This window comes from Rhodobium orientis (genome assembly GCF_003258835.1).
GTDB lineage: Bacteria > Pseudomonadota > Alphaproteobacteria > Rhizobiales > Rhodobiaceae > Rhodobium > Rhodobium orientis.
This window is the reverse complement of record NZ_NPEV01000036.1, coordinates 45,515-57,442: the sequence shown is the minus strand read 5'-3', so window position 1 is coordinate 57,442 and position 11,928 is coordinate 45,515. Positions and strand designations below refer to the sequence as shown.

Below are 11,928 nucleotides of genomic sequence, written 5' to 3'. Positions count from 1 at the left end.
GGAGGCTTCGCAAGGCTGACCGGCCGCCGGCGCTTATGCGCCGCCCCCGCGGAGCCGCGAGCGATAGCGAGCTCGGCGTGAGCGAAGACCGAAGCCGTCAGGCTTCGCAAGGCCGACCGGCCGTCCGAGTGGATGCGAGGCCCCGTCGGAGGCCGGTGAGCGTTAGCGAACGCGCGGCGGTGAGACATAAAGAAACCAGCCGCGCGCGAAGCGCGCTGGCGCGAGCGAAAAACTAAAGCTTCATCAATCCCGTGATCTCATCGACGGCAAAGCTTGCCGAGAGCCGCCCCTCGCGCACCGCTTTTTCCAGCTCCGGCAGCCGCTCCGCGGTTGCCGGATTATTTTTTAACGATGCCATCAGGCGGTCTTCCAGCATCGACCACATCCAGCTCACCTGCTGGGTCCGGCGCCGGTCCTGGAAGGTGCCGAGCTTCGTCATCTTTTCCCGGTGCTGCTCAATCTGCCGCCACAGGCCGTCGAGGTTCTCGTTGGCGAGCCCGGAGACGGTGATCACCGGCGGCGTCCAGTTGGGATCGCGCGGCGCCAGGATGTTGAGCGCGGCGCGGTAGTCGGCGGCGGCCGCCTCCGCCCATGCCTTGCCGTCGCCGTCGGCCTTGTTGACGGCGATCATGTCGGCGATCTCCAGAACGCCCTTCTTGATGCCCTGGAGTTCATCGCCGGCGCCGGGCAGCATCAGCACGAGGAAGAAGTCGACCATCTCCGAGACCGCCGTCTCCGACTGGCCGATGCCGACGGTCTCCACCAGCACCACGTCGAAACCGGCGGCTTCGCACAGCAGCATCGACTCGCGCGTCTTTGCGGCAACGCCGCCGAGCGTGCCGGCCGACGGCGAGGGGCGGATGAAGGCGTTGGGGTCGACCGCGAGCCGCGCCATCCGCGTCTTGTCGCCGAGGATCGAGCCGCCGCTGCGGGTCGAGGACGGATCGACGGCGAGCACCGCAACCTTGCGGCCGGCCGCCGTCAGATTGGCGCCGAGCACGTCGATGGTGGTCGACTTACCGACGCCCGGAACGCCGGTGATGCCGACCCGGAACGCATGTCCGGTCTCCGGCAGCACGGCCTGCAGAAGCGCATGGGCGCGCTGCTGGTGATCCTGCCGGCGCGATTCGACCAGCGTGATGGCGCGGGCGAGCACGGACCGGTCGCCGGCGCGCAGCCGCTCGGCCATGGCGTTGATATCGGTGCCGTCCATCGGCTTTACGGGCGCGGGGTCGGCCATGAAAACCTTTGCTAGCCGTTCGGGGTCCACACGAAGCGCTGCAGCACGGCATCGCCGATCTTGCCTTCCGGCGGCATCCGGTCGAACGGGCCGCGATAGCCGGGAAGGGCAAAGACGAGGGTGACGTTCTTTGCCCCCTTCGACGGGCACACCGCCATGCCGCGCCACAGATTGCGGCCGACCCGGCAATTGGACCGGCTCATGCCTGCCTGGCGGAAGGTCATGCCGACCTGCTCGCCGGCGGGCCCGGCAACGACGCCGCTGGCGGCGTGGATTTCGGAGACCTTACCGCCCGACCCCTTGAAGAGCTGCAGCACCTGCTGGCCGTCATGGAGCGCGACCAGGGTGTTGGCGACGCCGTTCTCGCGCGCGGTCTCGGCCGTCGCGGTCTCGAAGCCCGGCAGTTTCGCCTGCAGCTCCCGGCTCGAATAGGCGGGATCGGTGCCGAGCGGGCCGGCGGTCGTTGCCGTGAACTGCATGATCGGCGTCGGCAGCGGCGTGTCGTAGGCCGCACCGGTATAGGGGTTGGTTTCCGAAAAGGCGTTTTCCGGAACGTCGCCGCCGATCGGGCCGATGCCTTCCGGCGGGGTGGCGCCGCTGCAGGCGGCAAGGCTGAGGGCGAAGCTAAGGGAAAGGATGAACCGGCCGCGCACGCGAACCATTTGCTGAAGACTCCTGACTGCTGCGGCACCGGCCGCAAGGCCCCCGAAGGCCCTGACGCCTAGTCGGATAGGCGAGATCGGCGCCAAGGGCAAGCGTCGGCATCGCCGCCGGGTCGTGCCGTCGCGATCTCCGCCTGCGCGGCGAAAAACCGGGATCGCGGCGCGCGCGGCCGACAGCACTCGCGACGAGATGCTGCTAACAATTTGACAACATTGTGATATCGGCGAGGGAGGGACTTGCCACGTCGCGTTTTAATGGGGCACGCTTTGAGCCGAGTTGGTGGCAAGGGGAGCCTCGCATGCGCCCAACGGATCTGGAACGCCAGCTAAAGGGCTACGGCCTGACCACCGCCCACATCCTCTACCGGATGCCGGACTACCCGGCGCTGCTGCAGAGCTATGTCTGGCAGGACTACGACCTGGCGCCGGACTTCCCGGAGATGCATGGCTTCCTGGAGTTCTGGCGCACCAGCCTGGAGGGCGCGCTGCATTCCGTGCGCTATGCCCACAAGCGCCTGATCGCGCCGGGAAGCTGGCACTGCGTCGACGGCCAGATCGTCCTCAATTGAGTCGCGTCTGGTGCCGGGCGCGCCGCGCCGTTTGACCGCACATCTGCGTAAGGCCGTCGCAGCCGGTCCGGCGTAACCGGAACGTCATCGACCTGACACGGCTCCGTTACCGGGCTCTGGTTTCATCCCGCCGCCCCATAGATGCCACTTCAGGCCCAACACGCCACTTCAGGGATGAACCCCGATGACCAAGACCTGGAAGACCCTTCTGATGACCGCCGCGGCGGCGACGCTGGCCTCTGCTGCCCCCGCCAGCTTCGTTGGCGCCCAGCCGGTCGAACTCGGCCCGCGCCCCTTCTTCCTCATCGACCAGATGCAGGACGGCGCGCTGAAGGACAAGCTCGCCGCCTGCGCCGACAAGGAAATGGCCCCGAGCGCCTTTTCGATCGGCCACCGCGGCGCCGCCATGATGTTCCCCGAGCACACCCGCGAGTCCTACGTCGCCGCGGCCCGCATGGGCGCCGGCATCGTCGAATGCGACGTGACCTTCACCAAGGACAAGGAGCTCGTCTGCCGCCACGCCCAGAACGACCTCCACACCACCACCAACATCCTCGGCACCGACCTCGCCGCCAACTGCACCAAGCCGTTCGCTCCGGCCGAAGGCGAGACCGCAGCGAGCGCCGAATGCCGCACCAGCGACATCACGCTCGCCGAGTTCAAGAGCCTGAAGGGCAAGATGGACGCCGCCGACAAGACCGCGACGACGGCGGAAGCCTACATGGACGGCACCGCCAACTGGCGCACCGACCTCTATGCGGAATCCGCCGGCACGGTCATGACCCACGCGGAATCGATCGCGCTCTTCAAGGAACTCGGCGTCAAGTTCACGCCGGAGCTGAAGTCGCCCTCCGTGGAGATGCCGTTCGACGGGCTCTCGCAGGAAGACTACGCCCAGAAGATGATCGACGAGTACAAGGCGGCCGGCGTCGACCCGTCCGACGTCTTTGCCCAGTCCTTCAACCTCGACGACGTCCTCTACTGGATCAAGGCCGAGCCGGACTTCGGCAAGCAGGCGGTCTATCTGGTCGAATGGGGCGACGGCTTTAACGAGCAGGACGAAAAGACCTGGAAGGAAGACTTCAAGGCTCTGAAAGCTGAGGGCGTCAACTACCTCGCCCCCTCCATGAACATGCTGGTCACCGCCGACGGCAACAAAATCGCCGCCTCCGCCTACGCCAAGGCGGCCAAGGACGCCGGCCTCAAGATCATCACCTGGACCCTGGAGCGCTCCGGCCCCCTGAAGACCGGCGGCGGCTGGTACTACACGCCGATCAACGACATCACCAAGTCGGACGGCCGCATGTACGAGCTGCTGAACGTCCTCGACGAAGACGTCGGCATAGAAGGCATTTTTTCGGATTGGCCGGCGACGGTGACGTACTACGCGAATTGCATGGGGAAGTAGGCTGAGCCTTCATCTAGCAGGTTGAAACGACGGCGGGCGGCGCGAGTGTGCCGCCCGTCTTGCATTGGCACGAACGCATGGTGCTCTTGCTCTTCGCGAACTGTTCGCAACCGAACAAGAGCCGTTTCCGCGCCTTGATGTATTGCCGCTTTGTGGACGAAGCAGACTCCGCGCAATCATTGGCGTACAGTGTTATACAGCTTTGGGAAGAGCAGCGTGCGGGGAAAGGTTTAGAGATGCGTCCTGATGAATATTGGAAGAATTTCAATCTTGGTACAGAATTAGATATTGCCGGTAGATTTCTGTTCAATGGGCTGCAAGCATTCCATGAAATGAGAAACTTCGCAGCCGAGGAGGATGCCTTTGAGTTCCTCTATGGCGTCGCTGTAGGAATCGAACGATTGCTAAAAATCGCAGTTATCTTGACCGAACACGATAAGGTCAAGGATCAAAGTGAGTTTGAGCAGGGGCTCATCACCCACAGCCACCAAGAATTAGTCAAGCGTGTTAAAGAGAGACATGAATTCAATCTCGCTGGCGTGCACAACGAGTTCATTGGTATTCTTTCCAGATTCTACAAATCCCACCGTTACGGCCGTTACAACTTGGCATCGGTGTATGGTCCGGCGCGCGAGCGGGACGACCTCAATGCCTTTTTGGAAAAGCATCTGAGTATCAAGATCGACATTGAGGGCATGTTCACTGTCACGCCCAATGAGCGTCGCCACAAGAAGTTCATTGGTAACGTGATCTCGAAAATCGTGCTTCCGATTTTCAAGATCGTTAGGAGCGAGGCAGGTAGACTCAACCTCTATACATATGAAGTCGAATATGGCTCAAAAGCCTCGAAGATTTTTATCGGAGAAAAGTTCGATTTTGAGAACGAAGATATCCTGCAAGTCGAGTTGATCGCTTACTTCTCTTCCAGAGAGGCAGCTGGCCCCAACGTTAGATTCATACGTGACCTCATTAAGCCCCTGCCATTCGATCCGGCATTAGAAGCCGACTACATCGCAGCGTTGAGATCAGATCGTAAGAAGCAGGGAGTGCTCGACGAGTTGGAGGCGCACTACGAGGATGTCGAAGACTTCAAAGAAAGGCGCGAGATGCTGGAGGTAGCGACTTCTGACCACTTGAGTTACGGCGAAGTTGAAGAGGACAGTGAGGACGACCTTGGTCAATGGCGTTGAGAATGTCCTAAAAGGGCTCGGAGCTGCCATTGGTGCAGAGCCGCGTCACAACACCCGAACCCGCAAGGGTTCGCAAGGCCGACCGGCCGCCGGCGCTTATGCGCCGCCCCCGCGGAGCCGCGAGCGCAGCGAGCCTGGCGTGAGCGCTAACCCTTAAGCCTTATACCCCATCCGCACCCCGCCCCAGTGCCGGCCCGCAATGTGCACGGGCGCCGAGATATCCTTCATCAGCACGAATTTGCCGCCGCCCATGTCGCGGCGGTAGGTCTGGAGGAGGAATTTCTTGGTGTTCTGGCCGGCGGCAAGGCCGACGCGGTCGTTGAAGATGCGCCGGTTGCGGCAGTTGGCGGCGTTCCAGACGGGGTCGTCGCCCTGGGGCTTTGAGAACTTCTTGTTGTGGGTCGGCAGGTAGCCGTTGATGTCGATGGCGGCGCAAAAGACGATGTTCTTGTCCCGCTCCAGGATCGCCTCCTGCAGGTCCGGCAGGACGCGGTCGGTGAGGGGGGTGAAGGGCGCCATCACCTGCTCAGGGTCGGTGCCGGGGATCGGCTTGTAAGAATAGTCGAACAGCTCGGCCTCGCGGATCTGGCTGTTGGCGATCGCCTCCTCGAAGCGCCGGGTCACTTCGTCGGCCATCTCCAGGATGATCTTCACGAACTTGGTGTCGCCGGTCTCGATGCCGCTGGTGGCGGCAAGGCCGACCATCTTGTCGGTGGAATAGAGCGCACCGAACATCTCGCCGGCGCAGGTGCCGAGCTGTGAGACATTGGCGTCGAGCGCGGCGTGCATGGCATCGATCCGCTCGCCGAAATGGGAAAGCCGCTCCTCGTTGCCGGCAACGTTTTCCTCGATCGCGCGGGACGAGACCTCGATCTCCTCGATGGAGCGCTCGATCTCGGCCATGGAGGCGCCGAGCGACCCGGCGCTCTCGTTGACCTCGCCGGTGTATTCGATGGCCTGGTTGCCGAGCAGCACCAGCTTGTCGGCCTCGCTGTCGAGTTCCGACAGGGTCGAGGCGATCTGCTCGGTCGCCGAGCTGGTCTCACCGGCGAGCGCCTTGACCTCCGAGGCAACGACGGCAAAGCCCTTGCCGGCCTCGCCCGCCCGCGCCGCTTCGATGGTGGCGTTGAGGGCGAGGAGGTTGGTCTGGCGGGCGATGGCGTCGATGGCGTCGGCCACCTCGCGCACGCTGCCGAGCGCCGACTGCAGGCCCTGGAGCTGCTCGTTGATGTTGCCGACCGCGCCGATCAGGCCCTCGATGCGCGTGAGCGCCGTCTCCAGCGTCTGCCGCGAGCCGCTGACGGCCTCGCCGGCCGTCGCCGTTGCCGCGACGGTCTCGCTGCAGGACTGCGAGATGGACTCGTTGGTGGCGCGCACCTCGCTCGCCGCGGCGGAAAGCTCGTCGAAGGTGTCGGAAAGCTGGTGCGCCGACGAGCTGCTTTCCTCCACGACGCCGGTGGCATCGGCAATGACAAGGCCGAGCGCGCCGAGGTCGCGGGCGATCTCCGACAGCGCCTTGCGCATCTCGTTGACCGCCTCGGTCTCGGCGAGCGCGGCAACCGCCTCGGCGGCGTCTGGCTCGTCGGTCGCCTCGGGCGCAGGGGTGTCGGGGAAACGCTGTTTCAGCAGCTTCAGCATCAGGTACGCACCTTCCCATGACTAACTTGATTGGGTCTGTAGTCTTTTGCGGGATCGTCGCCGATGAAGATTAAGGTTTGGTGTGTTCGGACGTTGAAACTGCGCCAGAAGGCTTACTATTGCGAGTGACGTGATCCTGCTGATCGGGAAAATGCGCTCGGCCGGACCTTTGTGCGCCGGCGAAAGCTCGAAAGAGCATTGCTGCAAACGGGAAATACCGGCGCCGCGCGGCGCGGCACCGGTGTTCCGGTTCCGGGGAACGGGACCTGGCGGGAAGGGCCTACTCCGCCGCTTCCTTCTCGTAGCCGAGATTGACGTTGATCTTGTGGATGAGGTCGCTGGCGGCCTCCGCGATCACCGTGCCCGGCGGGAAGATGGCCGAGGCGCCGGCGGCATAGAGCGCCTCATAGTCCTGCGGCGGCACAACGCCGCCGACGACGATGAGGATGTCGGGCCGGCCGGCCTCGGCAAGCGCATCGCGCAGGGCCGGGACGAGGGTCAGGTGGCCGGCAGCGAGCGAGGAGACGCCGACCGCGTGGACGTCGTTCTCCACCGCCTGGCGCGCGGCCTCGTCGGGCGTTGCGAACAGCGGGCCGATATCGACGTCGAAGCCGAGGTCGGCGAACGCCGAGGCGATCACCTTCTGGCCGCGGTCGTGGCCGTCCTGGCCCATCTTGGCAACGAGGATGCGCGGCCGGCGGCCGTCATTGGCCTCGAACGCCTCGACCAGCTTCTGCACCGTGTTGACTGCGTCCGACATGGTTCCGACTTCCCGCTTGTAGACGCCCGAGATCGCCTTGATCTCCGCCGTGTGGCGGCCATAGACCTTCTCAAGGGCCTCGGTGATCTCGCCGACCGTCGCCTTGGCCCGCGCCGCCTTGACGGCCAGGTCGAGGAGGTTGCCGTCGTTCCGCTCGGCCGCCGTCGTCAGGTCGGAAAGGGCGCTTGCAAGGGCCGTGTCGTCGCGCTCGGCGCGCAGCCGTTGCAGCTTCTCGATCTGCGCCCCGCGCACCGCCGAATTATCGACCTTCAGGACCTCGATCTCGTCCTCGGTGTCGGGCTTGTAGCGGTTGACGCCGACGACGATCTGGTTGCCGGAATCGATCCGCGCCTGGGTCTTGGCCGCGGCCTCCTCGATGCGCAGCTTCGGCAGGCCCTTCTCGATGGCCTTGGCCATGCCGCCGAGGCCTTCCACCTCGTTGATGTGGGCGAGCGCGCGATTGGCAAGGTCGTGGGTCAGCCGCTCCACATAGTAGGAGCCGCCCCAGGGATCGATCACCCGGTTGTTGCCTGTTTCCTGGGCCAGGAAGAGCTGGGTGTTGCGGGCGATGCGGGCGGAAAAGTCCGTCGGCAGGGCGAGCGCCTCGTCGAGCGAGTTGGTGTGCAGCGACTGGGTATGCCCTTGCGTGGCCGCCATCGCTTCCACGGCCGTGCGCACCGCGTTGTTGTAGACGTCCTGGGCCGTCAGCGACCAGCCGGAGGTCTGCGAATGGGTCCTGAGCGAGCACGAGCGCGGATCCTGCGGGTCGAACGCCTCGCGCATGAGCTTGGCCCACAACAGCCGGCCGGCGCGCATCTTGGCGACTTCCATGAAGAAGTTCATGCCAATCGCCCAGAAGAAGGAAAGCCGCGGCGCGAACTTGTCGATGTCGAGCCCTGCCGCAACGCCGGCCCGGGCGTATTCGATGCCGTCGGCGAGCGTATAGGCGAGCTCCAGATCCGCCGTCGCTCCCGCCTCCTGCATGTGGTAGCCGGAGATCGAGATGGAGTTGTACCGCGGCATGTTCTGGGAGGTGTAGGCGAAGATGTCGGAGATGATCCGCATGGAGGGCAGCGGCGGATAGATATAGGTGTTGCGGACCATGAACTCCTTGAGGATGTCGTTCTGGATCGTGCCCGAGAGCTTTTCGGGCGAAACGCCCTGTTCTTCCGCGGCGACGATATAGAGCGCCATCACCGGCAGGACGGCGCCGTTCATGGTCATCGACACGCTCATATGGTCGAGCGGGATGCCCGAGAAGAGCGTGCGCATGTCGTAGATGGAATCGATGGCGACACCGGCCATGCCGACGTCGCCGGCGACCCGCGGATGGTCGGAATCGTAGCCGCGGTGGGTGGCCAGGTCGAAGGCGACGGAAAGGCCCTTCTGGCCGGCGGCAAGGTTGCGCCGGTAAAAGGCGTTGGAGTCCTCGGCGGTCGAAAAGCCCGCATATTGCCGGATCGTCCAGGGGCGTTGCACGTACATGGTCGGATAGGGCCCGCGCAGGAACGGCGGCAGCCCCGGCCAGGTATCGGCGAAGGAGATGTCGGCGACGTCGTCCGGGCCGTAGACGGGCTTGACCGGGATTTCCTCCGGCGTCTGCCAGGGATCGGGCCCGGCCCCGGCCGGCTCGGCGGCAAAGGAGAACGGCACTGCGGAAAAATCGGGAATTCGGCTCATGGCATTTCGGTCGCCGTTTGCGGCGGTCTCCAGTCCGGTGGGGTGTCGTGGTCGGGGTGCTGGAACGAGGTGATCCGGCGCTTCTGAGCTGCCGGAAGGGAGGTCTCCTCGCCGGGAAGGGCGGCAAGGCCGGCGAACCAGGAAAGCCGGCCCTCGATGCCGTACTGGTTCGCAGGCGGGACCTCTTCCGGGTTGTCGAGGCTGCCGATGGTAACGTCGATCCAGTCGCTGTTGACATAGTGGAAGGTCAGCGGCGTGCCGCAGTCGCGGCAGAAATGGCGCTCGGCTATGGTCGAGGAATAGAACGCCGCGGGCGAGCCGCGGGTCCACAGGAAGTCGCCCTTCCTCACCGGTGCCAGCGGCGCGAACGGCCCGCCCACCGCCTTCTGGCACATCCGGCAATGGCAGATATGGACGTCCTCGGGCGGCTCAAAGAGCGCGTAGCGTACCGCGCCGCACTGGCAGCCGCCGGTCAGCACCGGGGTCCTGTCCTCGCTCATTGCACCGTGCCTTTCGCCTCGAGCGCCCGGTAGGCGTCCTCGAGCTCCTGAACGATGTCCGAGCCGGCATAGACGAAGCTGTCGACGCCGGCATTGGTCAGGGCATCTTCCATCCCTTTCGCCTTGCCGGCAAGGCAGACCCGCGTCGCGCCGGCAAACTTCAGCGCGTCGGCCGCGGCCGGTCCGAGCTCGGCATAGAGCTCGTCGGAGGACGCAATGCAGGCGATCGCCGCGCCGCTCTCCTTGAACGCTGTCTCGATATCGGCCGGGTCGTCGAAGCCGTCATTGACGGTGGTTGCAAAGCCGCCGGCCTCAAAGACGTTCTTCACCCAGCCGGAACGCGTGGTGAAATCGGCGATCTTGCCGAGATTGGCCAGGAACACCTTCGGCCGCGATCCGGTCTCGGCCTCGATGGTGTCGGCGCGGTCGCGCAGCGCCTCGAAGGGTTCGGCAAGCCGCATCGGCTTCAGCGCCTCGATCTTCAGCGCGGAATCCTCGCCGGAGACCGGCAGCGGCAGGGCCGGTACCGCCAGCACCTTGACCTTCTTTTCCGATACGTTCGGGAATTCGCTGGTGCCGGTGATCGCCCGCTTGCGGGTCTCGATCGCCTTCCTGCGAACGGCGTTCGCCTCCCGGACCTGCTTTTGCGGGAGGCCGGCCGTCAGCGCCGCGACGATGCCGCCGGCCGCCTCGAACTCCTGGAACAGCGCCCAGGCCTTTTCGGCAAGCTCGCTCGTCAGCGTCTCGACATAGCCGGAACCGGCGCCGGGATCGGTCACCTTGTAGAGGTTGGATTCGTCGAGCAGGACGTTCTGCGTGTTGCGCGCGACCCGGCGGGCAAAACCGTCGGCAAGGCCGAGGGGCGCGGTGAAGGGCAGCACCGTGACGCTGTCCGCGCCGCCGACGCCGGCGGCAAAGGTGGCAACGGTCGCGCGCAGCATGTTCACCCAGGGGTCGCGCTCCGTCATCATCCGCCAGGAGGTCTCCGCATGGACCCGCATCGGCACCGTATCGAGGCCGCAGGCCGCGGTCACGTTGCGCCACAGCGCCCGCAGCGCCCGCAGCTTGGCGATGCCGAGGAACTGGTCGGCATCGGCGGCGACGGTGAAACCGATCGCGCCGGCGGCCCGGGCAAGGTCGACGCCGGAGGCTTCCAGCATCTTCAGATAGGCAACCCCGGTGGCGATGACGGCGGCAAGCTCCAGCGCTTCCGTTGCCCCGGCATTGTGGTAAGGCCGGCCGTCGGCGGCCAGGAACGGGCCGGCAAAGCCCTTGTCGCGCAGTGCCGAAATGGCGTTGGCGGTATGCGTCTGCACGGCGTCCCACGGCTCCGGCAATGCGCCGCTGAGGGCAAGGGCGCCGATCGGATCGAGGCCGAAATCGACGTCGAGTTCGCCGGGCGCGATGCCGAGCTTCTCGGCCGCCTGCGCCATCGCCAGGGCAAGCCGCGCGCCGTGCGGGCCGGGCGACAGCCTGAGGCGGATGCCGTGGAGATAGACGTCCTTGAAGACGGCGGCGAGGTCGTCGGCGGCAAGGGCTGTGAGCCCGTAGCCATAGGCATTGGGGCTGCTTGCCGCGACCAGTTCCAGGGCGTCGGCGCCGCCGGCGAGGTCGGCCAGCGCCAGCCGGTTGGCGTCGGTCGGCTCGGGATGGTCGATGCGCTGCATGACCTTCCAGCGTCCGCCCGCCGGGCGGGCCGCCTGCGCCGTGCCGTCCTTGAGCCTGCCGTAAAGCGGATCGATGGCGATCCCGTCCTCGGTCCTGGAGGAGAGCCTGTCCGGGGAGGCGCCCTTCAGCGCCTTTTCGACCGCGGTCCGCCAGGCCTCCTCGCTGAGGTCTCCGGTCGGCTGGAACAGGTCGGGCGCGAATGAGGTCATCGATACCAATTCCTTCTCGGCGGTCCCCCGAAAGGGGCGCTCAACTCCAACGGACGGCCCAGTCTGGCTTTGCGAGGTCATCTGGCCTTGTCAGGTTATTAGGAGAAGCGGCAAGGCCCCGCAAGTTAGGCAAAAGGCGGGCTGGCACCGTTACGAACCGCAAACCACGTTCCGATCCGGGCTCTTTTTTTGCCATTTTTCAATGACTATCAACTTTGAGGACGTGGCATATACGCAATCTGACTGACAGAATGTCGATATTGTAGCAACTTGCCGGCGAAAAGGGGCCGCTTCTGCAAGGAAGTGTGCCGGCTAAAAATGACAATGGACGATATCAAGCATCGGGTGGCGTCCATCCGGGACGCGACCGATCCAGCCGCTGTGTTTGGTGCCTTGGGCGACGC

The 11,928-nt window shown here is 65.0% G+C and carries 9 protein-coding genes; 3 read left to right on the top strand and 6 right to left on the bottom strand.

From position 1 onward, the window contains the following. Positions 1-232: 232 nt before the first annotated feature. Positions 233-1,240 (bottom strand): methylmalonyl Co-A mutase-associated GTPase MeaB, encoded by a 1,008-nt coding sequence (gene meaB / locus CH339_RS15790; protein ID WP_244668892.1) that lies wholly within the window; start codon positions 1,238-1,240, stop codon positions 233-235. Positions 1,241-1,251: 11 nt separating this feature from the next. Then, complete coding sequence (locus tag CH339_RS15785; RefSeq protein ID WP_244668891.1) at positions 1,252-1,902, bottom strand: DUF1131 family protein; 651 nt, start codon at positions 1,900-1,902, stop codon at positions 1,252-1,254. Between the two features lie 299 nt (positions 1,903-2,201). Between CH339_RS15785 and CH339_RS15780 the strand changes: the two genes are divergently transcribed. From CH339_RS15780 to CH339_RS15770, 3 genes are all read left to right on the top strand, one after another. Further along, complete coding sequence (locus tag CH339_RS15780; RefSeq protein ID WP_111435328.1) at positions 2,202-2,471, top strand: usg protein; 270 nt, start codon at positions 2,202-2,204, stop codon at positions 2,469-2,471. A gap of 184 nt (positions 2,472-2,655) precedes the next feature. Continuing rightward, positions 2,656-3,879 carry a glycerophosphodiester phosphodiesterase family protein gene (locus CH339_RS15775; protein WP_111435327.1) on the top strand — a complete coding sequence of 408 codons (1,224 nt, stop codon included), beginning with the start codon at positions 2,656-2,658 and terminating at the stop codon, positions 3,877-3,879. A gap of 77 nt (positions 3,880-3,956) precedes the next feature. Continuing rightward, complete coding sequence (locus CH339_RS15770; protein ID WP_111435326.1) at positions 3,957-5,069, top strand: hypothetical protein; 1,113 nt, start codon at positions 3,957-3,959, stop codon at positions 5,067-5,069. A 153-nt stretch (positions 5,070-5,222) separates the two neighbouring features. Here CH339_RS15770 and CH339_RS15765 read toward each other — a convergent pair whose 3' ends face one another. The 4 genes from CH339_RS15765 to CH339_RS15750 all read right to left on the bottom strand — a co-directional run bounded on the left by CH339_RS15765 (position 5,223) and on the right by CH339_RS15750 (position 11,524). Beyond that, on the bottom strand, positions 5,223-6,707 hold the full coding sequence (locus tag CH339_RS15765; RefSeq protein WP_111435325.1) for a methyl-accepting chemotaxis protein: 1,485 nt from the start codon (positions 6,705-6,707) through the stop codon (positions 5,223-5,225). A 280-nt stretch (positions 6,708-6,987) separates the two neighbouring features. Beyond that, positions 6,988-9,147, bottom strand: coding sequence for a methylmalonyl-CoA mutase (scpA, locus tag CH339_RS15760; RefSeq protein WP_111435324.1), 2,160 nt, complete (start codon positions 9,145-9,147; stop codon positions 6,988-6,990). Continuing rightward, positions 9,144-9,647, bottom strand: coding sequence for a GFA family protein (locus tag CH339_RS15755; protein WP_111435323.1), 504 nt, complete (start codon positions 9,645-9,647; stop codon positions 9,144-9,146). Before CH339_RS15755 ends, scpA begins: the two co-directional genes overlap by 4 nt. Then, positions 9,644-11,524, bottom strand: coding sequence for a methylmalonyl-CoA mutase subunit beta (locus tag CH339_RS15750; RefSeq protein ID WP_111435322.1), 1,881 nt, complete (start codon positions 11,522-11,524; stop codon positions 9,644-9,646). The genes CH339_RS15755 and CH339_RS15750 overlap by 4 nt, the downstream gene beginning before the upstream one ends. Positions 11,525-11,928: the final 404 nt, after the last annotated feature.

What these genes read in the sequence shown, in the direction of transcription:
- meaB (WP_244668892.1), bottom strand. Translation starts at nt 1,240, where the DNA reads ATGGCCGACCCCGCGCCCGTAAAGCCGATGGACGGCACCGATATCAAC.
- CH339_RS15785 (WP_244668891.1), bottom strand. Translation starts at nt 1,902, where the DNA reads ATGGTTCGCGTGCGCGGCCGGTTCATCCTTTCCCTTAGCTTCGCCCTC.
- CH339_RS15780 (WP_111435328.1), top strand. Translation starts at nt 2,202, where the DNA reads ATGCGCCCAACGGATCTGGAACGCCAGCTAAAGGGCTACGGCCTGACC.
- CH339_RS15775 (WP_111435327.1), top strand. Translation starts at nt 2,656, where the DNA reads ATGACCAAGACCTGGAAGACCCTTCTGATGACCGCCGCGGCGGCGACG.
- CH339_RS15770 (WP_111435326.1), top strand. Translation starts at nt 3,957, where the DNA reads ATGGTGCTCTTGCTCTTCGCGAACTGTTCGCAACCGAACAAGAGCCGT.
- CH339_RS15765 (WP_111435325.1), bottom strand. Translation starts at nt 6,707, where the DNA reads ATGCTGAAGCTGCTGAAACAGCGTTTCCCCGACACCCCTGCGCCCGAG.
- scpA (WP_111435324.1), bottom strand. Translation starts at nt 9,147, where the DNA reads ATGAGCCGAATTCCCGATTTTTCCGCAGTGCCGTTCTCCTTTGCCGCC.
- CH339_RS15755 (WP_111435323.1), bottom strand. Translation starts at nt 9,647, where the DNA reads ATGAGCGAGGACAGGACCCCGGTGCTGACCGGCGGCTGCCAGTGCGGC.
- CH339_RS15750 (WP_111435322.1), bottom strand. Translation starts at nt 11,524, where the DNA reads ATGACCTCATTCGCGCCCGACCTGTTCCAGCCGACCGGAGACCTCAGC.